The sequence below is a fragment of the Mucilaginibacter sp. UR6-11 genome, from assembly GCF_020880695.1.
Lineage (GTDB): Bacteria > Bacteroidota > Bacteroidia > Sphingobacteriales > Sphingobacteriaceae > Mucilaginibacter.
Genome location: NZ_JAJIWO010000001.1, coordinates 88,210 through 114,957, shown reverse-complemented (window position 1 = coordinate 114,957; position 26,748 = coordinate 88,210). Strand labels below are relative to the sequence as shown.

Genomic DNA, 26,748 nt, shown 5'->3' with positions numbered 1-26,748 from the left:
TCAGGACAGACACAGACAGTTAGCACCGTTAATGTATTTATCTTGGGTGCACCAATTATAATTTACGTTTCATGAATCGTTTGTTTTTTGCTATTGCCTTTGCGGCGCTATGCCTTGTTCAAAATGTAGTACAAGCCCAGGATGCTTTGTTGTCCGGCTTTAAAAACCCACCGCCATCGGCCAGGGCCCGCACCTGGTGGCATTGGATAGATGGCAATATCACCAAAAAAGGCATAACCGCCGACCTGGAAGCAATGAAACGCGTAGGTATCCAGGAGGCGCAAATTTTTAACGTAGGGCAAGGCTACCCGCAAGGAACAGTAACTTACTTAAGCCCCGGGTGGCTTGAGCTTTTTAAATTTGCGGTAACCGAGGCAAATCGTCTCGGCATGCAATTGGCTTTTCACAACGGACCGGGCTGGTCGTCAAGCGGCGGGCCATGGGTTAAACCCGAAAACGCTATGCAAACCATAGTTTACAGCCAAACCCAGGTTCAGGGCGGGAGCGTTATTAACCAGATATTACCACAACCGGCAACTAAGTTTAACTATTATAAAGACATCGTTGTACTGGCTTTCCCTACACCAAAAGGCAACCAAAAGATAGATCTGCTGGGAATTAAATCATTGGCCGGGGGCGATTTTAAAACACACCTTGATCCCAGCGATAAAGTAATTGACCCTGCCTCCATCATCGCAAAAAACATCATAGTTGATCTTAGCTCAAAAATGTCGGCAAACGGAACGCTAAACTGGGCAGCGCCCGCCGGCGACTGGACAATCATCCGGTTTGGCCATACACCAAACGGAACCGAGAACCACCCGTCTGAAAAAGGCGGCCAGGGGCTTGAAATTGATAAAATGAGCCGCGCCGCAGTTGATGCCTACTGGGCTGATGGTATAAAGCCAATCCTGGATAAGGTAAGCCCTTTAGTTGGCAAGACATTAAATAACTGCCTGGTAGACAGCTATGAAGTCGGCTGCGATAACTGGACCGAAGGTTTCAATCAGGAGTTTAAAAAACGCCGCCAATATGATTGCCTGGGTTATTTGCCAACGCTGGCGGGTTATTATGTAGAAAGCGGCGAAGTAGCTGAACGTTTTCTGTGGGATTTCCGCAGGACAATTGGCGACTTAATGGCCGACAATTACTATACCTATTTTGGCGAACTGTGCCATAAAAATAAAATGAAGTTCTCGACCGAGCCTTATGGCGGTCCGTACGAATCTCTGCAGGTAGGTGCACCGGCTGATATCGTTATGGGCGAGTTTTGGTTAACAGGTAATGATTACGCAGAGTCGGCAAGAATGGCTGCATCAGTTGCGCATCTTAGAGGTAACGCTTTAGTAGGTGCAGAAGCATTTACCAGCATAGGCGGTTGGGTAAATCATCCCGCAACCATGAAACCCCTGGGCGACCGGATGTGGACAGAAGGCGTTAACCGGTTTATTTTTCACAGTTACCCGCACCAGCCGTGGAGCATTGCACCCGGCGTTACTTTCCATCAGTGGGGGGTAGAGATGAGCCGCCTCAATACCTGGTGGGAGCAAAGTAAAGCTTACATGAGCTACCTGGCCCGCGGTCAGTTTTTATTACAGCAGGGGCGAAGCAACGCCGATGTTTTGGTGTTTACAGACGAATCTTCTCCAAATGATGCCATTCTGAGAAATGATATTAAACGCCTGGGTTATGATTATGACCAGATTGGCCCCGATGAACTGGCGCGCCTAACTGTTAAAGATGGCAAGATATATACCCATGCAGGCTTAGCGTATCGTTTGCTGGTATTGCCTAATACCATTTGGGCAACGCCGCAATTATTAAACAAAATTAAAGAATTAAGTACCGCCGGCGCGGCTATCATTGGCGCTAAACCTATTAAATCGCCAAGCTTACAAGGGTATCCTGCCAGCGACAGCCAGGTTACTCAACTGGCTGACGAATTATGGAACATTAAAGTTTCATCAGATCTTTCAGTTGCCGATGCGCTTAACAGGCAGCGACTTGTTCCTGATTTTTCGGGCGGAACAACCGGCTCCGATCTTAATTTTATCCACCGTACGGTTGGTAATGATGATATTTACTTTGTATCAAACCCGCAAACTAATACCCGGACAGAAATTTGCAGATTCAGGGTAGCCGGAAAAAAGCCGCAGTTATGGAACCCGGAGACCGGAAAAGTTGAAGATCTTTTAGTTTGGCAAAAAGGAGCCGGGAATACTACTGCTATCCCATTGACTTTTAATACCAACGGGGCTGTTTTTGTGATCTTCCGCGGCGCGGCGGCATCATCGTCAAATTATATTGCTAACGCCAGGATCACTTTAGATCACCCAAAACTTGAGCCTTTGTCTGGTCTGCGAATTATTAAAGCAGAGTACGGCGCGTTTCTGCCTGATGGAATTGCTGATGTGACCGATACCTTAACCAGGGCTGTCAAAAATGACGGGCTTCATATATCAGCTAATAACGCCCTTTCATCTGGCGACCCGGCTTTCGGATCGGTAAAAGAATTGCGAATGGACTATGAGTTAGGAGGTCAGCGCCATCAACTAAATCTTCTGGAAAACCAGCACTCAGACCTGGCATTCAATGGTCAGCCGTTTAAACTGATCAGGGCGCTGTACGGCAGGTTTTTGCCGGATCTGACGGGCGTGCCACCAAAATATCCTGTTTACGATGTTACTAAAAAAGTAAACGGGCTGGTTAGTTCAAACGCCTTGATATTTGCGGTTGATGACCAGTTATTTGAAGCGCCACCTGCCGAGCCGGGCACTAAGCGTGAGCTGCATTTGGCTTATTTTGCCAACGGCGAGACTTACCATGTTAAAATACAAAATGGAAATATAGTCCACCTTGAAAACGACATCCCTCAAACCCAATTGGTGTATGAAAACGGAGCACCTGCCTGGGTTACGCCCTATCCCGGTAAGGTAACCTATACAACTAACAGCGGTACAACTAAAACCGCCGTAGTTACTAAGGTGCCAAGGCCAATTGAACTAGCGGGGCCGTGGGATATTACCTTCCCTAAAAATACGGGCGCTCCGGCTAAAGCCACTTTTTCGAAGCTGATCTCCTGGCCGGCAGCTGATGATGAAGGCATAAAATATTTCTCGGGAACGGCGACTTATAAAAAGCAATTTACCGCAACGGGAGATATGCTGAAGCAAGGCTATTCGTTAGAATTAGATTTAGGAAGCGTGGGCGTTATTGCCGAGGTTACCGTGAATGGTAAGAACCTGGGTGTGTTATGGAAAATACCTTTTAGAGTTGATTTGACGGGTGCAGTACATGCGGGCAAAAACGATATCGAGATTAAAGTGACTAACTTATGGCGTAACCGGCTGGTTGGCGATGCACGTATGCCGGGCGATCTGAAATATAACGGTTCAATTATAAGTGAATGGCCAAACTGGCTTGACGGCACAGGTAAGCGCGATTCAAAACGCACCACGTTTGTTACTTTTAATCATTGGGACGGAAATTCGCCTTTGCAGCAGTCGGGTTTATTGGGTCCGGTTATTATACGGTCATATCAGCATATAAAATTAGCGCAGTAGGTACATTACCCTTAACTTTGGGTAATGTACCATACCGATATAGAGCCTGCTATACCAAGTCATGCGCTGGCGCCTGACGTAATTACCGGCAGTAAAATGTTCAGCATTCACAAGGCAAATTGCAGTGTAATGTATAAACGCGCTGACTTTTTGGTGCCGCATCGTAAAGGCTATTATTTCTGGGCTTTTGTAAAAGATGGCGCCAATAAGCATTGGATAGATACAAAACCTTACGTCCTTAAATCCAATACCTTTTATTTTACCGTGCCGCACCAGGTGCACTTAAAGGAAGACGGCAAACCGTTCACCGGTATCATCCTTGGTTTTACGGAAGAGTTTCTGGCACTGGAAGAAAACAGTTTGTTGCGGCAATTGCCCATCATTCAAAACCCGGAAAACGGGCATGAACTTTTATTGAGTGACGCCGATGTAGCTTTTATCGGGGAGATGCTGGAAAAGGTTTATACCGAAAACAGCAACAATAGTAACTGGCAGCATAGCATGCTCATGAGCTATATGCGCGTATTGATGATTTATTTAAGCCGGCTTTATGTGGAACAATTTAGTAATGTAAATACCGCGCCCGGCCGCGTATTGTTAAAGCGTTATCTTAATAAAATAGAAGAGAACTATGCCCGGTATCACGAGGTTTCGGCCTATGCGGATATGCTCAACATATCTGCCGGGCATTTAAGCGAGGTGGTTAAAGAACAAAGCGGCAAGCCTGCCATTGCGCATATCCATGACCGTTTAATACTTGAAACCAAACGCCTGCTTTTTCACAGCGACCATTCGGTTAAAGAAATAGCCTTCAGGCTGGGTTTTGAGGATGCCTCTTATTTTAACCGTTTCTTTAAGCGCATTGTTAATGATACCCCGGTGGCCTACCGTACCGCCATCCGTGAAATGTACCGTTGAAACCTTTAAGAGTGCCGTTGTGTTGAAAACAGGGCGGGTACCTTTGTATCGCATAAAAAAAACACAACTATGAAAAAAGTATTGATAACAGGAGCCAACAAAAGTATCGGCTTTGAAACAGCCCGGCAATTATTACAACAGGGATATTTTGTTTACCTGGGCAGCCGCGATAAAGCGAAGGGCGAACAAGCCGTGGCCCAGCTAAAAGCCGAAGGTTTAGCTAACACCGGGCTGTTACTGATCGATGTGAGCAACCCTGAATCGGTGGCGCAGGCTGCCGCACAGGTGAAAGAGCTGGACGTATTGATCAATAACGCCGGCATACTGGGCGGCATGCAGCAAACACCGTCAACCACACCTTTATCAACCATCAGAGAAGTATTTGATACCAACTTTTTCGGAGTGATCAGCGTAACCCAAAGCTTTATCGATGTGCTCAAAAAATCGCCTGAACCAAGGATAGTAAACGTTACGTCGGGCCTGGGATCACTAACCCTGCACAGCGACCCGAATTGGAAATATTACCAGGTTAAGGGAGCGGCTTACGGGCCGTCAAAAACGGCTTTGAATGCCTATACGGTTCATTTGGCTCACGAGTTGAAAGACACCGCCTTTAAAGTTAATGCCATTGATCCCGGCTATACCCAAACGGATTTTAATCATCACAACGGACCGGGAACGGTTGAAGATGCAGCGAAGATCATTGTTAAATATGCCACGATCGGGGCAGATGGCCCTACCGGTAAGTATTTTAGTAATGATAGAGAAGCTGGCGATCAGGAAAGCCCGTGGTAATGTTTTCGATGTAGTTTATGTTTGATACCTTTGTGGTATGAACGTTAAAGTTATTGCTTTTGATGCAGATGATACGCTTTGGGTAAATGAGCCTTATTTCAGGCAATCTGAAGAGGCTTTTTGTACGTTGCTGGAAGAATACCTTCCGCGGCACGAACTGGAGCGTGAGCTGCTTAAAATTGAAATAGCCAACCTAGGTTTATATGGTTACGGCATAAAAGGCTTTGTACTGTCAATGTTAGAAACCGCCATGGCCGTAACCAATAATATGATCAGTGCCAAAACCATAGGCGAAATCATCGATCTTGGTAAACAAATGCTTAATCAACCTATTGAGCTACTTGACGGTGTTGAAGAAGTGCTGTGTTCTTTAAAAGGCAGATACCGTTTGGTGGTGGCAACCAAAGGCGACTTGTTAGACCAGGAGCGCAAGCTCCGCAAGTCAAATCTTAACGCTTACTTTCACCATGTGGAGATCATGTCTGAAAAAGATGATGTCAATTATTTAAAACTGATCAAGCATCTTGATATCCGCCCAAGTGAGCTGTTAATGGTTGGCAATTCGCTGAAGAGCGATGTGCTGCCGGTGCTAAACATCGGCGGTTATGCCATACACGTGCCTTATCATATCACCTGGGCCCATGAGGAAATTGAACAGAGTATTGACAGCGGTATGTTTAAAAGTGTGGAGTGTATCAAAGATGTTTTAGGCTTCGTTTAATTAGCGTCGTCTTTTTCCGGCATACCCACTTGAATGAAAGTAAAATTATATACCTAAGATGCTTAGGCATGATCCATTATCAGGTGATCCACCCGTCAAAAAAGGGCGAAAAATGGCCCTGTTGCAATCATTTGATTATTAATAATTTAATGAGAAAATACACTTAAAGATCCTGACGAATAAGGATGATCCAAAGTGATCCGCTTAAAAAGCTAAAATATTAATTTACAAATAGTTAACAAAAAATGGTGATCCGGGTGATTTACTTTTTTAAGCGGATCACTTCACGTTATTAAACTGGTTAATCTGCCGCCGCTTCACCGGCATACAACTCCTCAATCGCATCCGCGTATTTTTTCTCGATAACCTTGCGTTTTGGTTTCATGGTCGGGGTGATCTCGCCGTCCTCCATGCTAAACGGATTGCGCTTGATCTTGAAGTTTTTAATCCGCTCAAATTTGGCCAGTTCGTTTGATAGTTTCCGGATATCCTGGGTTAGCCAGTCTTTAATGGCCTTATCCTCAATAAAGGGATCAGCGTTTTGAAAAAATGTGTCATCCAGCCCAAACTGCTCCTGCAGGGTTTCTTTGGCCGGGATGATAAAGGCGGTTATAAATTCGCGTTTGTCGCCCAGTAAAAATACCCCTTCAATTTTGGGGCTCTTCAGGTAAGTGTTTTCTACCGGCGTGGGGTAAATGTTTTTGCCGTAGGCGTTAACAAGCATGTTTTTAAGGCGGTCGGTGATCTGCAGGTTGCCCTTAAAAAAGCGGCCGATATCACCGGTATGCAGCCAGTTATCTTTATCAATGGTGGCGGCTGTTTCTTTCGGTTTATTCAGGTAGCCCTTCATCACACAGTGCCCGCGCACGATGATCTCGCCTTCTTCAGACTGGAAGTCTTCTTTAAACGATTCGTGGGTTTGTATGGTGTAGATCTCTTTGGTATCGATATTTTGTATAGCAACCTCAATGCCCGGTACAATACGGCCAACGGTGCCATAGATCTGGCGGTGAACCTCGGTGACAGCCATTACCGGCGACGTCTCGGTAAGGCCAAATCCCTCCAATACTTTGATACCCAGATCGCCAAAAAATTCGCCGATGTTTTTAGGCAGCGCCCCGCCGCCCGACAGCATGATCTTTAAATTGCCGCCGGTGCGTTCTTTTATCTTGCTGAATACCAGTTTTTCGGCCAGCGCGTGCTGGCTGTTCAGTATCAGTCCTGATTTTTTACCATCCTCGTTAGCTATCCGGTGCTTGCGTCCAATATCCAGCGCCCATAAAAATATCTTTGATTTTAAACCGCCGGCGCTGGTGCCGTTTTTCATGGCGCGGTCATGTATCCTTTCCAGCAGCCGCGGTACACAGTTCATTACGTTTGGCTTAACCTCGGCCATGTTTTTAGCCAAGAGTTCAAGCCCCTGGGCAAATGCCATTTTGGCGCCTGCATACAGGCATACATGATAGGTGGCGGTACGCTCAAATACATGCGACAAGGGCAGAAAGGATAAAAAAGTATCTGTTTTTTCGATGATCGGGATCTGTACCAGGCTTACCCTGACATTCTCGACCAAATTATGATGCGTAAGCATAACGCCCTTTGGTATCCCGGTTGTGCCCGAGGTATAGATCAGGCAGGACAGATCAGATGGCAATATGGCCTCGCGCGCGCGGTTAATAGCCGACTGATGGCGGCCAATCAACGTTGTGCCAATGTTGATCAGTTCTTTAAAACTTATCACCCCGGCATCCAGCTTATGGATCTCCAGGTATTTTTCATAATCATCAAACGCGGGGATTATCCGGTCTAGCTCCGGGCAGTTGTTGGCTACCTGAAGCACTTTTCTGAATAGAAAAGGATTGCCGCAGATAATAGTGCGGGCACCCGAGTCATTTAAAATATATTCTATATCTGTTTCGCTAAGGGTGGGGTAGATGGATGTATTAACCCCGCCTACCTGTTGCAGGGCCTGATCGTAGTAGATATAATCCGGCCCGTTTTCCATCATAAGCGCCAGCCGGTCGCCTTTTTTTATACCGATGTCAATGAACCAGGCCGATATCGCGTCAATTTTATCCAGGGCTTCGCGATAGCTGATATCAACCCAGTTATCCTCAACTTTATGACTTAAAAAGGTGTGCGTATCAGGATGGACGTGGTTTACTAAATAGCGTATAAGGCTGGGTACGGTTTGGCGCTCAGTTGCGTGGCTCATTTATAATCTAAAATCAAGTTTATAACAATAACAAAGCTAATTTTATTTTTTAAAAATGGAAAAGGCTAAAGAAGCAGAATCTCTCCGTTGTTGTTATGAACAGGAAGACAACCGGTTTAACTGTTGAGCAGGGTATCATATTTTTATTATATTTACGGCATAATTACTATAACTACATATCAAACGCGGATTACCAAAAATCCGAATCCTTAACCAGGATATACAGTGCTGCCAAACGGTGGCCTTGGTTTGTAGTATCCTTTCTTTTTTAATTACACTTTAATTTATCGCCTTGCTGCTGCAATGGCTCACCGGCATTTTTATGCCTCATCAAAAACACAATGGAACAAAAATCAAATAAAACTATAGTTGCCGAATTTTATAAAAAGATAGTGGGGCAACGGGATAGCTCGTTAATAAACACTTATGTGCGCGAAGATTATATACAGCATAGCGCCGCGGGTAAGGCTGGCCGGCAGGGACTTTTTGAGATGGTTGAATTTTTAAAAACCTTGCCGCCATCAACAGAAACGCAATCGCCGGTAAAACGATTAATAGGGGAAGGTGAACTGGTGGTCATACAACTGGATATCGCCTTTATGGGGAAGCGTATGGTGGTGCTGGACTTGTTTCGCCTGGCCGATGGCATGCTGGCCGAACATTGGGACGCCGTACAGGAAATTACTGCTGATAATGATAACATGACCGGTGGTGCCCGGATAATTGATGCTAAAGCAGATACTGCCGCCAACAAGGCCCTGGTAGCCGCCTTTTATTTAAAAGTATTTGCCAACGCCGGTGCGGATTTAATGCCTGTTTACCTGGACGAAAAGTACCTGGAACATAATGTTGCAGAACCGCTGACCGGTTATATTGAAAATATAATTAAGGTACGCAGGGTAATAGCAGAAGGCGACTTTGCCGTGGTACAATCAGAATATGTTAAGCAATCACAGTCGTTTGTTTTATATGATATCCTGCGTATTGCCGACGGCAAAATTGTGGAGCACTGGAGCGTAAACCAGCTCATACCTGCTGTTATGCAGCATAATAACGGTATGTTATAAAATAAAAAAGCCATCCGGTATCTGACGGATGGCTTTTTAAATATTGTTAGGATGGATTTATACCGAAAAACTCTCGCCGCAACCGCAGGTGCGGCTGGCATTTGGGTTGTGGAAATTAAAACCTTTGCCGTTCAATCCGTCCGAAAAATCAAGCTCGGTTCCGGCCAGGTACAGGAAAGATTTCATGTCCAGGCACATGCGTACGCCTTTATCTTCGAAAAATTGGTCGCCCTTCTTCTCCTCGTTATCAAAATCAAGATTATAAGATAAACCCGAACATCCGCCACCCTGAACAGAAACCCGCAGGAAATAGGAAGCATCAAGCCCCGAATCCCTCATCAGGTCCTCTACTTTACTTTTCGCTTTATCAGTTACAGTTACCATTGTTTGTTAGTATTGAGTATCAAGTAGCAAGATTCTTGCTACTTTTTAAGTAATGCATATAATATCTAAATACTTGATTTGATACTATATACTTGCTACTTCTTAGTGATGCGATTTTTCAACCTCAAGCGCTTCCATGCCATTTTTTACGCGGAAGTCATTGATAGCTGCTTTAATAGCATCCTCTGCCAAAACAGAGCAGTGAATTTTTACCGGTGGCAATGCTAGTTCTTCAACAATATCCATGTTGTCAATTTTCATGGCATCGTCAATGCTTTTACCTTTTAACCATTCGGTAGCCAGTGATGATGAGGCTATGGCCGAACCGCAGCCAAAAGTTTTGAATTTAGCATCGGTGATGATGTTGTCATCGCCAACTTCAATTTGCAGGCGCATAACGTCGCCGCACTCTGGTGCACCAACCAGGCCGGTACCTACCTTATGACTGCTTTTGTCCAAGGTACCAACGTTGCGTGGGTTGGTGTAATGATCGATTACTTTATCTGAATATGCCATTTTCTTATAGTTTTAAGTATTGTGTTGTGAGTATTGAGTTATTCGCTCTAAACCCGTTGTTTTAAATTTTAAATCAGAAATCGGAAAGCCGATTTCCTGAATTCTTAGTGTTCTGCCCACTCAATTGAGTCAAGGTCAATGCCTTCTTTAAACATTTCCCAAAGCGGCGACATGTTGCGCAGGTTGGTAACCGCTTCTTTGGTTACTTTTATTGCGTAATCAACCTCTTCTTCGGTAGTGAACCTTCCCAATCCGAAACGGATTGAAGAATGTGCCAGGTCATCAGACAGGCCCAGGCTTTTCAACACGTATGACGGCTCTAACGATGCTGATGTACAGGCTGATCCTGATGATACAGCCAGGTCCTTCATTGCCATCATTAAGCCTTCGCCCTCAACATATTTAAAGCTGATATTGGCAACATGCGGTAAGCGATGGTCAACGTTTCCGTTTACATAACTTTCTTCCAGCACGGTTAATCCCGCTTGTAATTTATCACGTAAAGCTGATAAACGTTTGGCTTCGCTTTCCATCTCCAGCATACATAGCTCGGCAGCTTTACCCAAACCAACAATGCCCGGTACGTTTAACGTGCCTGAGCGCATGCCGCGTTCGTGGCCGCCGCCGTCCATTTGCGCGGTAACCTTAACACGTGGTCCCTTACGTCTTACGTATAGCGCGCCAACGCCTTTTGGCCCGTAAAATTTATGTGCCGATAAAGCCAGTAAGTCAATACCGTCAGCATTAACATCAACCGGTATCTTACCAACTGCCTGTACGGCGTCAGTCATAAACAAGGCACCATATTTATGGGCAATTGCAGCAATTTCTTTTATAGGTTGTATAACACCGATCTCATTATTACCATACATTACCGATACTAAAATGGTTTCGCTGGTCATGGCAGCTTCCAATACGGCCAGGTCAAGCAAACCATCTTCCTGTACGGGCAGATAAGTAACTCTGCCGCCCATTTTTTCAACGTGCTTGCAGGCATCCAATACAGCCTTATGCTCGGTAACCGTAGTAATGATATGGTTACCTTTTTCTTTATACATTTCAAAAACGCCCTTTATAGCCAGGTTGTCTGATTCTGTGGCACCTGATGTAAAGATGATCTCTTTCTCGCTGGCGCCAATTAACTTGGCCACCTGCTCGCGTGCATAATCAACACCTTCTTCTGCTACCCAGCCAAACGGGTGGTTACGGCTGGCGGCGTTACCAAACTTGCTTGTAAAGTAAGGTATCATCGCTTCCAGCACCCTCGGATCCATAGGTGTTGTAGCATTATTATCAAGGTAAATCGGGATGTTCATATCTAAATATATTAATAGTACAAAGATATGCAAACATTTTTATTTAAAATCATTCAATATAAGGTAAAACCGTCATATTAAACTAATAATTTAAGGTTAATATGATTTAGAAAATGCAGTTTTGTCAAACAAGCCGTTAATTTGCAATAAATTAACAGGTTGCTTTTTTTATAAACATGTAACCAAATCCTTAAAAATATCGTATTTTTAAGATATCTTAATAATGATAATGGCAACAGTAAATCATAAATACCTGCGTGTATGAATATCACCTACAATAAAGATATTGGCACAAAACAAAAAGCCCTTGCCATAAACCTCGATCCCGAAATTTACGGTTCATTTGCCGAAATAGGCGCCGGCCAGGATGTAGCCGCCAACTTTTTTAAGGCAGGTGCTTCATCAGGTACTATTGCCAAAACCATGTCGGCTTATGACATGACCGTGTCTGACGCTATTTATGGCGCCTTAAAGGTTAAACGCTATGTAAGCGAGTCGCGCCTGATGGCGATGCTTGACCACGAGTATAGCTTATTGATTGAGCGTTTGGCCAAACAACGCGGCGACACTACAACCTTTTTTGCTTTTTCTGATACGGTATCAACGCTTAACTATCATAAAACCAATGAAGCGCACGGCTGGATGGGTCTTCGCTTTCAACTGGAGCCCAACGGCGCCTTTAATGACGTGGTGATCCATGTAAAGCTGCTGGATACCGACAGTAATTTGCAGCAGCAGGCTGTAGGCGTATTGGGGGTGAACCTGGTTTATGCCTGTTTTTATTACCATGCCACGCCCAGTATTTTCCTGCTGTCGCTGATGGACGAGCTTTCAAAAGACCGTATCCAGATAGATATGATCCGTTTTGAGGGGCCCGATTTTGAGAAAGTTGATAACCGCCTGATGAGCCTGCACCTGGTTAAATACGGTTTTTCTGACGCGGCGCTGTTCGGCCCCGACGGCGAGAACCAGCAACCGTCTGAAGCCCTGTATAAGAAGCATATCGTGGTTATCCGTGGCCGTTTCCGCCCGATAATCAATGTGCATATGGATATGCTGAACACGGGTGTAAAGCAGTTTAAGCAGGAGCCTGATGTTGACAAGAAGAATGTAAAAGTGATCAGCGAGCTCACGCTGCAATCGTTAAAAGAACGTAACGCCGCCGAAAACGCGGAGATCGATGAAAAAGATTTCCTTGAGCGCGTGGATATCCTCTGCTCATTAGGGCAAACGGTATTGATATCCAACTTCCACGAATACTATAAATTGGTAGCCTATCTTTCCAAGATCACCAGCCTTAAAATGGGCGTGGTGCTGGGCTATCCCAACCTTGAATATATTTTCGGCGAGGAGCATTATAAGGACCTGCCGGGTGGCATCCTGGAGTCGTTTGCCACGCTGTTTAGCCGTAAAGTGAAGCTGTTTATTTACCCAACGCTGCGCAACGGCGTTATCATGAACTGCCTGCGCTTTTACCCGCCGCCACATTTAATTGATCTGTACCGCTACCTGATAGCCAACAACAAGATCGAAGATATCCGCAACTACAACGAGAACAACCTGCATGTACAAACCGATATTGTGTTACAGCTGATTAAACAGGGTGTTGAGGGCTGGGAGCAATATGTGCCGGTTGAGGTTGCCAAAATGATCAAGGAGCGCTGCCTGTTTGGTTATCCCTGCGCGGTTAACCCGGCAACGGGTGAGCCAGCGAAGATTGACGAGGCGGCCGCTGCAAAATCATAAAAGAGTGGGGCAACTGCTATTCCCTTCCGCCGGGAGGGAATAGAAATCTTCAATTAATTCAGCATATTTGTTCAATGAACAAAATAGAACATATTGGTATTGCCGTAACCGACCTTAAAGCCGCCGGCAGCCTGTATGAAAAACTATTAAACACCCATGTTTATAAGATTGAAGACGTAGCCGCCGAAGGTGTTAAAACCGCGTTCCTGCAAAACGGGCCTAATAAAATCGAGTTGTTGGAAGCATTGTCTGCCGATAGCGCCATCGCTAAATTCATCGCCAAAAAAGGGGAGGGGATCCATCATATCGCTTTTGAGGTAGATGATATCGTTGCCGAAATGACCCGGCTTAAAAGCGAAGGTTTTATTCTGTTAAGCGATGAGCCTAAACGCGGCGCAGATCATAAGCTGGTTTGCTTTGTGCACCCGAAGAGCGCGGGTGGGGTTTTGGTGGAGTTGGTGCAGGAGGTGAGATAATGCGTGGCCCTGTGGTAGAGACGCAATGCATTGCGTCTCTACAGTTGAATTTATATACTACCCCGTCGTCTAAAATCAGATATTTTAAATACGCTGATTTTAAGCATCCAATAACCAATTATTTCTATATTAGTTATTCCAAAACTTAAGTACCACCTAAATAACCTGTCATGATATACCGGGCGATGGCAATTTTTTTATTGTCGCTATTTATTTTACCCACTGCAAGCAGCCAGCAAATTTATTTTTCCCGCAAAATACCGGCTGATAGCACGACGCTATCTCAGCATATGTTTGTGCTGTCCGGGCAACTTATCAAAAACCTTGCTGCTACGGCACGCGATAAAAGAGATGGTGAATATTACGGTTGCCTATTTGCCGTGCAGGCATTAACCCATAAATATAAAGAGAGTAACCAAAGCATTGACAGCCTGAGGCTGGCCCTTAAAACTACCGGTGTACCTGAAGAGGATAGTCAGGGTTATTTGAATATTTATGAGGCGTATAACCATATCAAATTAATGCGGGCAAGCGGCGACAAACGCTCAGAACAAGAGATCTTTAAATGGGCCCTGCCCATAGTGCTTGGTAATTTTAAAGGCCAGGCTTTTGCCTATGCTACTGAACCATATTCGCACGACGCAGCTGCAATAGAAACAGAATGGCAAACAGCATTGGCTAAAGTACAGGCAAGGCAAAGCGATAGTTTATCTATCGACTCGGCCATTATGTTTGCCCAGGCCTATTTACAACACCTGGTTTATAAGCCCTTTTTAGCTATAGGTAAAAAGGCAGCATTTAAGGCAGACAACGCCAATTTTATTATACAGGACAGCGCCATGATAACCATGCGCGATGGTGCAAAACTGGCTGCGGTAATTGTGCGCGACAGAAAACTAACTGCGCCGCAGCCCGTAGTGATGATGAGTAACATTTACGCCGGTACCGAAGAGATAAATTTAGCAAAAGAAATAGCGGGCCGGGGTTACGTGGGGGTGATATTAAACACACGCGGAAAATACGCCTCTGATGTTTCAATTGAGCCCTGGGAGCACGATGCTGAAGATGGCTATGACGCCATCGACTGGATAAGCAAACAAAGCTGGTGCAATGGCAAAGTAGGAATGTATGGCGGAAGCTACCTGGGTTTTAGCCAGTGGGCGGCCGCCAAAAAGTTGCACCCTGCCTTAAAAACAATTGTCCCGCAGGCCGCTGCCGCGCCCGGCATAGATTTCCCGATGCACAACAGCGTGTTTACTACCTACGCGCTACGTTGGGTAAGCAATGTAACTAAAAATAAATTAACCGATTGGAAAGGCTTTTTTGACACCGCCGATTGGAATGCGTCATTTAACAAATGGTACACCGCCGGGCAGGCCTATAACGCTCTGGATAGTGTAAACGGGCAGTCAAATACAATTTTTCAACGGTGGCTGCAGCATCCGTCGTATGATAAATACTGGCAAAGCATGATCCCTTATCAACAGGAATTTAGCAAAATAAATATCCCGGTTTTAACTATTACCGGCTATTTTGACGGCGATCAGTTAGGTGCTTTGTATTATTATAAACAGCATCACCTCTGGAATCCGTCGGCAAATCACTACCTGGTTATCGGGCCTTTTGACCATGCTGGCGCGCAGGGTAGCCCGTCGGCGGTTGTAAATGGCTACACTATTGACCAGGTGGCTAAAATCGACATCAATAAACTGGTTTTTCAGTGGTTTGATTTTGTGTTGAAAGGAGGTGTGAAGCCCGATCTGTTAAAAAATACCGTGAATTACCAGGTAATGGGTACTAACGAGTGGTGGCACGCCGCCTCTCTTGAAAAAATGAGTAGCCGGACGCTGGATTTTTACCTCTCGACGGAGAAAGAAGGGAAATTTAATAAGCTGGCTAATAAAAAAACTGGTGGGCACATCGCTCAGGCAGCAGACTTTTCTAAACGTGTAATTGCTGATTTTAAAGATAGCTATAGTATGTTTAGCGACACATTGAATAGCAAAGATGCCCTGACATTTGTGTCTGATAAGCTTCAAAGTGACGTTGTTATCGCAGGATCTTTCACCGGGGACCTGATGGCGTTAACAAATAAGAAAGATATGGATATCGCCCTGGCGGTTATCGTGCAGGATCCTTTTGGAAAATATTCTTCATTATCAAGCGCTTTTCAAAGGGCAAGCTATTCAAAAAACAACAGCCGGCGCCAATTACTCAAACCAGGGGTAAAAGAAGCCATACCAATTACCGGCAACTTTACCGGTAAAAAGGTGTTAAAGGGCAGTAGAATTATAGTTCAGGTATCAGTGCTTAATAACGCCGCTGTTGAAGTTAATTACGGTACAGGTAAAGATGTAGCAACAGAAACAATAGCCGACGCCAAACAACCATTACAGATAAAATGGTTTGGGGATAGTTTGATACGCATACCTATCGTGTCTGATAAATTTTAGTTATCGATACCTGCTCAATCCCCCGCTCCAACATAGTCATCTGAAGTTACAAACTTCGGACAGTGCCGTGTGCACGCATATCCACTGTAGAGATAGGCGGATACGGGCCTGAAGCCGTATAAGCGGATAGCACGGGCCGCAGGCAACGCCCATATTAAACGCGCGCCGTCGACTCACCCGATCGTCGCTTCGCTTGATCATCCTCTCTTCGCCTTCGGCGGAAAGAGGGTTACAAATCACATAAAACCAATCTTCAATTACCAATCTTTAATCTCCAATAACTAATCTTCCACACCCTGTTAATAATTTTTTAATTTTGACTTTCTACTTTACAATTAAAATACTACATTTGCACCTCTTTTATAAGAAGATTAAACAATGAAAAAAGATCTGCATCCATCAAACTATAGATTAGTTGTATTTAAAGATATGTCAAACGACTATTCTTTTATCACTAAATCATGTATCGACACCCGTGAAACTGTAAAGTGGGAAGACGGTAACGAATATCCATTAGTAAAATTAGAGATTTCTCATACATCACACCCTTTCTATACCGGTAAAATGAAACTGGTTGATACTGCCGGTCGTATTGATAAATTCCGTACCCGTTATAACAAGTAATATTAACTTGTTAACAAAATATTCACCGGTCCCGGCTTTCCAGTCGGGACTTTTTTTATTTTTGCGCTATGGCAATTATCCTGTTTGACGATAACGCATACCAATCTTTACTACCCTTAACATACACTCGCCCTGTTGCCGACCTCCGTGTTGGGATATTAACTATTGCCGAGAAATGGGCAAAGCACCTGGGTACCACTTACTCTTTCAAGACACAACCTTATTTACAGGCTAAGTTCCCGCTTAAAACCGGGTATGATGATTTGTATATCAATGGTTCTGTTTGTCCGGACGAGGGTTTGCTGGAAGCGATAGGCGAATTGAAAACAGGCGACGCGTTAAAGCAGGGCGAATTTTTAATTGCTGCCAAAGCCGCTATTGACAGTGAATTTAGCAGTGTTGTTAATTACGATCCGTTTTTTATCAGCATCAAACATCCCGAAGATATTTTCAGCAAAAATAATATTGAGCTGCGTAAAGATTTTAAGCTGTTAACCAAAGGCAGAACCAGCGCAACAATAAGCGCTACCAATATCATCATCGGCACTGATTTTTTTGCTGAGGAGGGCGCTGAAGCCGAATGCTCAACCTTTAATACCACCAATGGCCCTATTTACTTAGGAAAAGGCAGCAGCGTTTGGGAAGGCGTGAATATACGCGGCGCTTTTGCATTATGCGAGAATTCGCAGGTTAAAATGGGCGCCAAGATCTATGGCGCCACTACCATAGGCCCGTATTCGAGGGTTGGCGGCGAGATCAATAACGCCGTGATCTGGGGATATTCGTCAAAGGGGCATGAGGGCTTTTTGGGTAATGCCGTATTGGGCCAATGGTGTAATATAGGGGCCGACAGCAATAACTCTAACCTTAAAAATAACTATGCCGAGGTTAAATTATGGGATTATACCACGCAGCGTTTCCGTAAAACCGGCCTGCAGTTTTGCGGGTTAATTATGGCCGACCATGCTAAATGCGGTATCAATACCATGTTTAACACAGGTACCGTAGTAGGGGTAAGCGCCAATGTATTTGGCTCGGGCTATCCGCGTAATTTTATACCTGATTTTGCCTGGGGTGGCGCGCAGGGTTTTGAGGTATATACCATTAAAAAAATGTTTGAAACCGCTAAACTGGTGTATGAACGCCGGAATGTGGAGTTTGATGAGCACGAGCAGGAAATATTAAAAACCGTTTTTGAACTGACGGCGGGTTTTAGAGGAGTATTCTAAAAGAGTACCTGGCCTAAATAGCCCATAACGCGACAGCCTGAAATATATTAATACAATAAACTAACAATACTATGGACCATCAACTATGGGACATGGAACAACAAAACCAATCATGAGAAAAAAAATTGTTGCCGGAAACTGGAAAATGAATTTAGATTACAACGAAGGTTTATCCTTGTTTTCTGAAGTTGTAAATATGGTAAAAGATGAAGCTACCGGAACCCAGGAAGTGGTAGTTTGCAGTCCGTTTATTCATTTACATAGCCTGGTGCAGTTGGCAAAAGGCTCGGCAAAAGTTTCTATCGGCGCACAAAACGCTCACCAGGCCGAAAGCGGCGCTTACACCGGCGAAATATCAGCCAGGCAGATTAAATCAGTAGGCGCGGCTTACGTTATTTTAGGCCACTCAGAGCGTCGCCAATATTTTGGTGAAACCAATGAGCTGCTGGCCAAAAAAACCGATACAGCCTTAGCTAATGACCTTAAACCGATCTTCTGCATCGGCGAGACCTTGAAGGAGCGCGAAGCCAACCAGCATTTTGATATTATTAAAAGCCAGCTGGTTGAAGGTGTGTTCCATTTAGATGCTACCCAATTTGGCAAGCTGGTACTGGCTTATGAGCCGGTTTGGGCCATAGGTACCGGTGTTACCGCAACGTCAGACCAGGCGCAGGAGATCCACGCGTTTATCCGCAAGGAAATTGCTGCCAAATATGATCAGGGTGTAGCAGATGCTACCACAATTTTATATGGTGGAAGCTGTAACCCTAAAAACGCTGCCGAGCTATTTGCCTGCGCAGATATCGATGGCGGTTTAATTGGCGGCGCATCGTTAAAATCAAGAGATTTTACGGATATTGTAAAGGCTTTTAACTAAGCTAAGTTGTTGGACGGCATAGACAGAATGACTTTTTTTTACGTTGGAGCTGCTCCAGCGTTCATTCTGTTTATGTTTATTTCCTATAAGAAATTAAGGAGTAGTCATCGGCTAAAGGTCTTGTCTATCCCTTCTTTTATATTTGCGTTGATAGGATTAGCTATCAAAACTCCTGAGGCAGCAGCCTTTTCTATATCTTTTTTTTATATAGTTAGTTATGCCTTCTTGCGATACCTGTATCTAAAATTATACGGTGTAGAACCAACATATAATAGAGGTTCTTGGTATGACGCGGAAGAAGGCAGGAGGCAAAATTGGTTAGACGTAATTGTCTTTGCGGTCCCAATATTCTTTAGCTTTGTAGCTTCACTTGCTTTACTTATCGCAAAAGCAAAAGGGTACTTAATAATATGAAGTATTTACTCAAAATCATACTGCCCCCTCTGTTTGCTTTTTGGGCATTTGCGGCATTTATAAAATTTACCCCATTTTTTCATCATGTTGACGGCATGGCCAACCTGGGCGAAGACACCGTTTACGGACTGATAGCCTATTACAAGATATTTGCCCCGGTACAGATAATAATTGCTTTACTAACTCAGTTTTTAATTGTAATGCCCCTGTGGCGCAAGATATTGGCAAAACCCAGATCGGCTATAGTCATTTTTACAATTATGTTTTTTGTTTGTTTAATACTTGCATTTGGCCTGGGCTACGTGATCTGGGATGCGGCAACTCCGGTTAGCCGTTTAATTGCCATCGGCTTTTTCATGACCGGCGTGCAGCTATTTTACTGGATATTTAACTTCTTAATACTATACCTGTTAGACTGGAAAGCCTTCAGAAAGACCGCCCAGCCATCTACCATTGAAACAGATACCTCATCATGAATTACTACGAGCTGCTTTTTACCACCATAACTACCGAAGATTATCAACAGGACCTTTTGATCAACGCCCTCGGTGAGATAGGTTTTGATACGTTTGAGGAACTGGATTTAGGGTTTAAGGCCTATATCCCGTCGGATGATTTTGATGAGGAACTGCTGCAGGCAGCTTTGTTACCTTACCGCGACATGTTTACGTTTAGCTACGAGGTAACCCTGATCCCGCAAAAAAACTGGAACGAAATATGGGAGAGTAATTTTGAACCGATAGCCATTGGCGACAAAGTGTTTGTACGTGCCACTTTCCACGAGCCGCGCCCCGAGTTTGAGTATGAGATTGTTATTGATCCTAAAATGGCCTTTGGTACCGGCCATCATCAAACTACGGCCATGATGCTGCAACTGATGCTGGAGAATGATTTTTCAGGAAAAAAAGTGCTGGATATGGGTTGCGGTACGGGCATACTGGCTATAATGGCCGCAAAGCTGGGCGCTGCGGATATAACGGCTATTGATTACGATCCGGTTTGTTATGAAAGCACCATTGAGAACTCGCAGTTAAATAACATCACCAATATTACGGCCCTTTGCGGGTCGAAAGAAGCTATCCCGGACGAACAGTATGATATCATCCTGGCCAACATTAACCGCAATATTTTAATTGATCAGATGGACCGTTATGCCGGCGCTTTAAAAGCTGATGGCGAGATCTATTTCAGCGGATTTTATGAAACGCATGATCTGGATATTATAACCGATGAGGCCCGCAAATACGGCCTGAAATATATCATCCACAAAAAAGACAAAGAGTGGGTGGCCGCAAAGTTTATTAAGTAAAGTATCGCCAGAAACACGCCGCTACATACCCTGAAAAATTAGCGGGCATTAACGCCGGCAAACTCAAATCATTTATATTCGTTGTACAAAATGTTATTGGCTTGACAAATTAGCTGTTTAAACATACTAATTTTGTATTTAACTTTTAGACCTAAATGGTCAGAAAGCTATAAAATCTAATTCCTACTGTCATGAAAACTTATCTTGTACCTATCGATTTTTCGCAGGCGTCAATAAACGCCGCCGAGTTTGCAGCCGCACTAAGTAAACAAACCAACGTTGAAAACATCATTTTACTGAATGCGTACTATGTATCGCCCATAGAAACGATGTTGCCCAGCCCCGATATGGTACAACTGTTGGAAGGAGAAGTAGAACAAAATGCAGCCGACAGGATCAAAAACCTGGAGCAGCTGAAGCTAAGGCTAAGCAAAGTGGTTAGGGCAGGGGTAACCGTCAGCATACATTTAAACCGGTCGCATTTACTGCGTGCGGTTATTGAAAACGTTGCCGTAAAAAATGCCGACCTGGTTATACTGGGCAGCAAGGGCAACACCAGTAAACACGACTCGCAGATTGGCGGGCACGTGGTAAAAATATCAAAGGCCAGTCCGGTTCCGGTAATTGTGGTGCCGCCCGGCTACAGCTTTGAAACCATTAAACGCGTTGTGGTAGCCTGCGATTTTGACAAGGTGAAAGAAACCGTGCCGCTGGAGTCGCTGAAAAAAATGCTGGACAAGAAAAAATTTGAGCTGCTGATCGTAAATATCGATAAAGATTCAAGGCATTTATCCGGCGATGCCGAACGCAGGGCAGAAGAGACGGCATTGCACCAGATGCTGAAGCCCTATCATCCCAAATACAGTTACGTACACAATACCGACGTGATTAATGGCATACTGCAATTTGCCACTGATAACGACGCCCAGCTGGTGATAGCACTGCCGCATAAGTACAGTTTTTTCCAATCATTATTACATGATAGCGTGTCGCAGCAACTGGCCGCAAGCGCGGCAGTACCGGTATTGTTGTTGAAATGATAAATCTTTGTTAAGACAAGCGTTTTTGCGTTAATTTGCACCTTATAATAAGCATTAACCTGCGGAATACATGAGGGTACATTTTATAGCAATAGGCGGCAGTGCCATGCACAACCTGGCCATTGCCTTACACAAAAAGGGATTTGAAGTAACCGGATCAGACGATGTACTGTTTGAGCCCTCGGTTTCGCGCCTGGCGAAGTACGGGATCCTGCCGGCCGAAAATGGCTGGTATCCGGAAAAGATCACTAAAGCTATTGATGCCGTTATCCTGGGTATGCACGCCCGGATTGACAATCCTGAGTTGTTAAAAGCGCAGCAGTTGGGCCTGAAGGTTTATTCGTACCCTGAATATATTTACGGGCAATCAAAAGATAAATTACGTGTCGTGATAGGTGGCAGCCATGGTAAAACAACCATTACTTCCATGATATTACATGTGCTGCAGGCCGCAGGTAAGGATTTTGATTATCTGGTAGGAGCGCAGCTGGCGGGTTTTGAGACCATGGTGAAACTAACCAAAGAAGCTCCGGTAATGATCATTGAAGGCGATGAATACCTGGCTTCGCCGATTGACAGGCGGCCAAAATTTCATTTGTATAAAGCCAATATTGGCGTTATAAGCGGTATTGCCTGGGATCATATCAACGTATTTCCAACCTTCCAGAGTTATATTGAGCAGTTTAAGCTGTTTATTGAAACCATACAACCGGGCGGTACATTGATCTATAGCCAAACCGATGCGGTTTTAGAAGAAGTTGTGGCCGATGATCAGTCGGGAGTTAGAAAACAACCGTACGGCCTGCCCGAATATAGCATTGAAAATGGCATCACCACCATTTTATCAGACGGAGAAAAATATCCTCTGGAAGTATTTGGCGAGCATAACCTGCTGAATATGCAGGCCGCACGATTAGTAGCCGAGGCTTTAGGGATTACCAAAGCCGACTTTTATACCTATATCACCACTTTTAAGGGCGCGGCCCGCAGGCTGGAGCTGGTTGGTAAAAATGATAATGCCACCATTTTTAAAGACTTTGCACACTCGCCTTCTAAATTAGAGGCAACCATACATGCAGTTAAAACGCAGTTTCCTGACAGGAAATTAATAGCTTGTATAGAATTGCATACCTTTAGCAGCCTGAACAAAGATTTTTTGGCCCAGTATGCCGGCACCATGGACGATGCCGACGTAGCAATTGTTTTTATTGATAAGAAAACTTTTGAGCAAAAAAAGATGGAACCCTATCCTGCCGGGATAGTAAAGACCGCTTTTTTAAAGAATGATTTAATTTTTTTTAATGATCCGAAACTGTTATTAACTGAGCTGCAACAGCTCAATTTAAGTAACGCAAACCTGCTGATGATGAGCTCGGGTAATTTTGGCGGTATCGACTTAATTGATTTGAAAAATAAATTATTACGATAATTGTTTGAAATAAAAAAAAATTAGTAACTTTATTAACTATTGAGAAACCCAATTCCTTATTTATAGACCCCCCAACATGAAATCACTAGGAAAAAAAATCAGACTATTGCGCCACCAGAAGGCATGGAGCCAGGAAGATGTAGCTAAGAGATTAGATATTTCTATCCCTGCTTTTTCTAAAATAGAAACTGGTATTACTGATATTAATTTATCAAGACTTGAGCAAATCTCCAATTTGTTCGAGATGTCAGTAGTTCAGTTACTTACCTTTAACGACATGGAGCAGGAGCAAAAATTTGTTAACGAGTTAGATGTGGTTAACAAAAAGCTTACCGACAGGGAAATAGAGATAATAGAGCTTCAAAAGAAAGTTATTGAGCTTTTTGAAGAGCTAAGGCACAACAAAGCCACTGCTTAAATAGCTTTTACTTAAATATAAAGCCTGGCCGTACAAACAATTAACTGTGCGACGGGGCTTTTTTGCTGTATATTTTTCCTATTTATATATTTTTAACTTGTATTTAAAATATGTATCGCATGGTTAAGTGCTTGTTGGCAAATGTGGCGCCCATGGAGTTATGCAGCGCCACCATTTTTTCATTAAAATCGCCCACCCATGACAGTTCCAAAACGTCATATTGATTAAGCGGCAGCACATACTCTCCAAGTTTAATAAACAGGGCCGATTCCAGGCCATGGTTCTGGAATTTTTGCTTGGTGCCCATCACGATGGCCCGCATACGGGTAACCCCACGCCATTTATAATACAAAAATTTAAGTTTTCCTGTTAAATTAAGCTTACCGTTTAGTGGTTTTAACATTTGGTTGGCATCCGGCAATACAATGTTAAAAGAGGCAGGCTCGCCGTTTACATAGGCAAACCATATCAGGTTTTCGTCCATAATAGGCTTCATTTTGTTAAAGCTTTCCAGGATGGTGCTGTAAGTTATGGGCACAAAATTTTCAAAACCGGCCCAGGCATCGTTATAGATCTCAATAAAATCCGCGGCAAATTTTTCTATTTGTTTGGTTTCCAGGTGCCTGAATTCATAGCCGGGCTTTTGACTAACCCATTTGGCTATTTTATAAAAACGCTCGGGGAATGGCTTGTGCACGTCCAGATGATTGGTTATTTGCTCATACATCTTCTTAAAACCATAATTTTCAAAAAACGCCTGGTAGTAAGGCGGGTTGTAATTCATGCCGTATGAAGGCGGCGAAAACCCTTCTACCAGCAAACCCCAAAAGGTATCGTTCTCTCCAAAATTAATTGGCCCGTCCATTGCCTGCATGCCGTTTTCCTGCAGCCAGTTTTTGGCCGTATCAAATAATAAAGAAGCGGCCTGTTCACCAGCTATACATTCAAAAAAACCCATGCCGCCGGTTGGCTGCTCATAATGAAATGCTTTTTTATTGTTGATGAATGCGGCAACGCGCCCAATTAATTCGCCCTTGTCATTTTTTAATATCCAGCGGGTACATTTGCCATACTGGTGGAAGTTGTTTTTAAGCGGATCAAAAACGGCTTCAATATCATTGTCAAGCGGGCATACCCAGTTATCATCATTTTTATAAATGATGCGGGCCGTATCTAAAAAGGCCCTTCTTGCCGCTTTGTCCTTTACTTCTATAATCGTCATGCAGGGTTTGGGAAAATATAAAAAAAGCATCCAGAAAGGTATTCTGAATGCTTAAAATACGGTATTTATAATATATCAATTAAAAATCGTCGTCGTCGTCGTCATCGTCACCAAATTCCTCAAAACCCAGATCATCTAAAGACCCGTCAAAGTCCTCATCCTCATCAACTACCTTTTTTTTTGGTGTTGTTTCCAAGTCATCATCATCATCTTCTGCATCCGTATTCTTAGGAATATTCTTCTCTGCATTTTTTTTTGGCGTTCCCATTGGCGGTGAATGTTTATTATAAAATTAAAATTTGCTTAAACTAAATTACGAAATCTTCTTTTTATTGCTCGTGTTTGTTACTAGTAAAAATAACGAAAAATCAATTTGAAAGAAAAAACATTTAAAAATTATTCCTGCTGCTCGCCAATGGAGGTCGAGTTATCTGTAAGTTCTTTTATATGAGGCAATTCTTCAATATTATTTATCCCGAAATAGTCCATAAAAAGTACGCTGGTGCCATATAAAATTGGTTTCCCCAACGCATCAGACTTCCCATTTATTGCGATTAACTCCTTTTCAAGCAACTTTTGTATCGAATAATCGCAATTTACACCGCGTATCTGCTCAACCTCTGTTTTGGTTACGGGCTGCTTGTAAGCAATGATGGCAAGCGTCTCTAATGCAGCCTGGCTCAGCTTCTTTTTTGAGCGTTGCAGCTGCAAAAGGCTGATCACCGGATGATAGGCTTTCTTGGTTAAAAACTGGTAACCGTTATTGATATTCACCAGTTCGATAGCGAAATGTTCGGCCGAATATTTAGTGCTGATATTTGCCAGGCAGGCGGTCACCTCGTCCAGGGTAAAGTCGCGCTCAAAGGCTGCCTGCAGGCAGTACAGTATTTCTTCAATGCGGATGCTTTGCTCTGAAGCGAAAACAAGCGCCTCTATATACAATTCAGGGTTTTCCATTATTCGGTAAAATTAGTATTCCCCGCCGGAGTAACAAGTTCAATTACAAAAAATGCTCTTTTTGAAGCTAGAATACAATATTACGGGAAGGCTTTAATTAAAAATTAAACCCCTGAGGAATATTCACTAAACATGGCATACTTATTGGCAACCCCCGATTGCTTGGCAAATTATGAATATTTTAAATTAATAGGTTCTTTTTTAATAAAACTTCAATAATTCCTATAAGGAGTAACAATATATTAAAAATATGAAAACCGCAGCGTAATCTTTAAGCGTAGGTAAAAAAAGAACGCCGGCCAGCCAGACACTATTTATAACTAAAACATACAACCAACAATTAACTTATGAAACCAGAAAAACTAATTGAAAATGCAGAGGTAAATATGGCCCGGAGGTCGTTTTTACGTTATGCAGGGGCAGGGGTGGCCGCCGTCGGCGTGTTATCCGCAACCTCATGCAGCAAAACTTTTGACGATTACAAAGGTGCCCCCGGTAAGTCAAAAATCGATATCGGCGCCACCGGTGATTTAGCCATATTAAATTATGCTTACGCGCTTGAGCAACTGGAGGCCGCGTTTTATATCAACGTAGCCGCCCACATGTACACCGGCGCATCAGCAGATGAGATTGCATTGTTAACCGATATCCGTGACCATGAGGTTGCGCACCGCGAGTTTTTTAAAGCGGCTTTAGGCACCAACGCCATCCCGGCATTAACGCCAAACTTTAACGCTATTGATTTTTCAAGCAGAAGCAGCGTATTAGCCGCAGCCAGAGCTTTTGAAGATACGGGTGTTACCGCTTATAATGGCGCCGGATATTTAATTCAGAACCCGGCTTACTTAACCTTAGCCGGTAAAATTGTTTCGGTGGAGGCACGTCATGCCGCCTATATCCGCAACCTGATCACCCCGGGGAGCTTTGCAGACACCACGGTGTTAGATGCAAACGGCATGGATAAACAACAAAGCATTGCAGCCGTATTGGGTATCGCAAACAGCTTCCTCACCACGAAAGTGAGTGCGTCTAGTTATGGTTATGTAGCATCTTAAAACA

Annotated in this window: 24 protein-coding genes; 17 read left to right on the top strand and 7 right to left on the bottom strand. The window is 43.9% G+C overall.

Going from position 1 to position 26,748, the window contains the following annotated elements; genetic code table 11:
* Positions 1–71 precede the first annotated feature (71 nt).
* From LJ658_RS00560 to LJ658_RS00545, 4 genes are all read left to right on the top strand, one after another.
* Complete coding sequence (locus tag LJ658_RS00560) at positions 72–3,563, top strand: glycosyl hydrolase (protein ID WP_230544499.1); 3,492 nt, start codon at positions 72–74, stop codon at positions 3,561–3,563.
* Between the two features lie 24 nt (positions 3,564–3,587).
* The gene (locus tag LJ658_RS00555; protein ID WP_230544498.1) at positions 3,588–4,481 is read left to right on the top strand and encodes a helix-turn-helix domain-containing protein; all 894 of its coding nucleotides are present in this window, start codon (positions 3,588–3,590) and stop codon (positions 4,479–4,481) included.
* Between the two features lie 69 nt (positions 4,482–4,550).
* A complete protein-coding gene (locus LJ658_RS00550) occupies positions 4,551–5,276 on the top strand; it encodes an SDR family oxidoreductase (protein ID WP_230544497.1) in 726 nt (241 codons plus the stop codon).
* Positions 5,277–5,313: 37 nt separating this feature from the next.
* Positions 5,314–5,997 (top strand): HAD family hydrolase, encoded by a 684-nt coding sequence (locus LJ658_RS00545; protein ID WP_230544496.1) that lies wholly within the window; start codon positions 5,314–5,316, stop codon positions 5,995–5,997.
* 301 nt (positions 5,998–6,298) lie between these two features.
* Here the strand turns inward: LJ658_RS00545 and LJ658_RS00540 are convergent, their stop codons facing one another.
* Positions 6,299–8,212: a long-chain fatty acid--CoA ligase gene (locus tag LJ658_RS00540; protein ID WP_230544495.1), complete on the bottom strand. Its 1,914-nt coding sequence runs from the start codon at positions 8,210–8,212 to the stop codon at positions 6,299–6,301.
* Positions 8,213–8,553: 341 nt separating this feature from the next.
* Between LJ658_RS00540 and LJ658_RS00535 the strand changes: the two genes are divergently transcribed.
* Positions 8,554–9,279, top strand: a complete 726-nt coding sequence (locus LJ658_RS00535) for a nuclear transport factor 2 family protein (RefSeq protein WP_230544494.1) — start codon at positions 8,554–8,556, stop codon at positions 9,277–9,279.
* A 57-nt stretch (positions 9,280–9,336) separates the two neighbouring features.
* Here LJ658_RS00535 and LJ658_RS00530 read toward each other — a convergent pair whose 3' ends face one another.
* From LJ658_RS00530 to LJ658_RS00520, 3 genes are all read right to left on the bottom strand, one after another.
* Complete coding sequence (locus LJ658_RS00530; RefSeq protein ID WP_230544493.1) at positions 9,337–9,663, bottom strand: iron-sulfur cluster assembly accessory protein; 327 nt, start codon at positions 9,661–9,663, stop codon at positions 9,337–9,339.
* Between the two features lie 102 nt (positions 9,664–9,765).
* Positions 9,766–10,179 carry a Fe-S cluster assembly scaffold IscU gene (gene iscU / locus LJ658_RS00525; protein ID WP_230544492.1) on the bottom strand — a complete coding sequence of 138 codons (414 nt, stop codon included), beginning with the start codon at positions 10,177–10,179 and terminating at the stop codon, positions 9,766–9,768.
* A 104-nt stretch (positions 10,180–10,283) separates the two neighbouring features.
* Positions 10,284–11,495: an IscS subfamily cysteine desulfurase gene (locus tag LJ658_RS00520; RefSeq protein WP_230544491.1), complete on the bottom strand. Its 1,212-nt coding sequence runs from the start codon at positions 11,493–11,495 to the stop codon at positions 10,284–10,286.
* Positions 11,496–11,756: 261 nt separating this feature from the next.
* Here LJ658_RS00520 and LJ658_RS00515 point away from each other — a divergent pair, with 261 nt between their 5' ends.
* The 11 genes from LJ658_RS00515 to LJ658_RS00465 all read left to right on the top strand — a co-directional run bounded on the left by LJ658_RS00515 (position 11,757) and on the right by LJ658_RS00465 (position 23,510).
* On the top strand, positions 11,757–13,241 hold the full coding sequence (locus LJ658_RS00515) for a TonB-dependent receptor (RefSeq protein ID WP_230544490.1): 1,485 nt from the start codon (positions 11,757–11,759) through the stop codon (positions 13,239–13,241).
* Positions 13,242–13,315: 74 nt separating this feature from the next.
* Positions 13,316–13,717 carry a methylmalonyl-CoA epimerase gene (gene mce / locus LJ658_RS00510; RefSeq protein WP_230544489.1) on the top strand — a complete coding sequence of 134 codons (402 nt, stop codon included), beginning with the start codon at positions 13,316–13,318 and terminating at the stop codon, positions 13,715–13,717.
* Between the two features lie 185 nt (positions 13,718–13,902).
* On the top strand, positions 13,903–16,170 hold the full coding sequence (locus tag LJ658_RS00505; protein ID WP_230544488.1) for a CocE/NonD family hydrolase: 2,268 nt from the start codon (positions 13,903–13,905) through the stop codon (positions 16,168–16,170).
* Between the two features lie 378 nt (positions 16,171–16,548).
* Complete coding sequence (locus LJ658_RS00500; RefSeq protein WP_175268733.1) at positions 16,549–16,794, top strand: type B 50S ribosomal protein L31; 246 nt, start codon at positions 16,549–16,551, stop codon at positions 16,792–16,794.
* A gap of 68 nt (positions 16,795–16,862) precedes the next feature.
* Positions 16,863–18,023 carry a GlmU family protein gene (locus tag LJ658_RS00495; RefSeq protein WP_230544487.1) on the top strand — a complete coding sequence of 387 codons (1,161 nt, stop codon included), beginning with the start codon at positions 16,863–16,865 and terminating at the stop codon, positions 18,021–18,023.
* A gap of 112 nt (positions 18,024–18,135) precedes the next feature.
* Positions 18,136–18,900: a triose-phosphate isomerase gene (gene tpiA, locus LJ658_RS00490; protein ID WP_230544486.1), complete on the top strand. Its 765-nt coding sequence runs from the start codon at positions 18,136–18,138 to the stop codon at positions 18,898–18,900.
* A gap of 410 nt (positions 18,901–19,310) precedes the next feature.
* Positions 19,311–19,790 (top strand): hypothetical protein, encoded by a 480-nt coding sequence (locus LJ658_RS00485; RefSeq protein ID WP_230544485.1) that lies wholly within the window; start codon positions 19,311–19,313, stop codon positions 19,788–19,790.
* Positions 19,787–20,623 carry a 50S ribosomal protein L11 methyltransferase gene (gene prmA, locus LJ658_RS00480; RefSeq protein ID WP_230544484.1) on the top strand — a complete coding sequence of 279 codons (837 nt, stop codon included), beginning with the start codon at positions 19,787–19,789 and terminating at the stop codon, positions 20,621–20,623. Before LJ658_RS00485 ends, prmA begins: the two co-directional genes overlap by 4 nt.
* A 191-nt stretch (positions 20,624–20,814) precedes the next feature.
* Positions 20,815–21,663, top strand: a complete 849-nt coding sequence (locus tag LJ658_RS00475) for a universal stress protein (RefSeq protein WP_230544483.1) — start codon at positions 20,815–20,817, stop codon at positions 21,661–21,663.
* Positions 21,664–21,733: 70 nt separating this feature from the next.
* Complete coding sequence (gene murC / locus LJ658_RS00470; RefSeq protein WP_230544482.1) at positions 21,734–23,092, top strand: UDP-N-acetylmuramate--L-alanine ligase; 1,359 nt, start codon at positions 21,734–21,736, stop codon at positions 23,090–23,092.
* Between the two features lie 76 nt (positions 23,093–23,168).
* Positions 23,169–23,510, top strand: coding sequence for a helix-turn-helix domain-containing protein (locus LJ658_RS00465; protein WP_230544481.1), 342 nt, complete (start codon positions 23,169–23,171; stop codon positions 23,508–23,510).
* Between the two features lie 103 nt (positions 23,511–23,613).
* Here LJ658_RS00465 and LJ658_RS00460 read toward each other — a convergent pair whose 3' ends face one another.
* The 3 genes from LJ658_RS00460 to scpB all read right to left on the bottom strand — a co-directional run bounded on the left by LJ658_RS00460 (position 23,614) and on the right by scpB (position 25,689).
* Positions 23,614–24,732 (bottom strand): GNAT family N-acetyltransferase, encoded by a 1,119-nt coding sequence (locus LJ658_RS00460; RefSeq protein WP_230544480.1) that lies wholly within the window; start codon positions 24,730–24,732, stop codon positions 23,614–23,616.
* Between the two features lie 79 nt (positions 24,733–24,811).
* Positions 24,812–25,000, bottom strand: coding sequence for a hypothetical protein (locus LJ658_RS00455; protein WP_230544479.1), 189 nt, complete (start codon positions 24,998–25,000; stop codon positions 24,812–24,814).
* A gap of 128 nt (positions 25,001–25,128) precedes the next feature.
* Positions 25,129–25,689, bottom strand: a complete 561-nt coding sequence (gene scpB, locus LJ658_RS00450; protein WP_230544478.1) for an SMC-Scp complex subunit ScpB — start codon at positions 25,687–25,689, stop codon at positions 25,129–25,131.
* Positions 25,690–26,036: 347 nt separating this feature from the next.
* Between scpB and LJ658_RS00445 the strand changes: the two genes are divergently transcribed.
* Complete coding sequence (locus LJ658_RS00445) at positions 26,037–26,744, top strand: ferritin-like domain-containing protein (RefSeq protein ID WP_230544477.1); 708 nt, start codon at positions 26,037–26,039, stop codon at positions 26,742–26,744.
* Positions 26,745–26,748 lie beyond the last annotated feature (4 nt).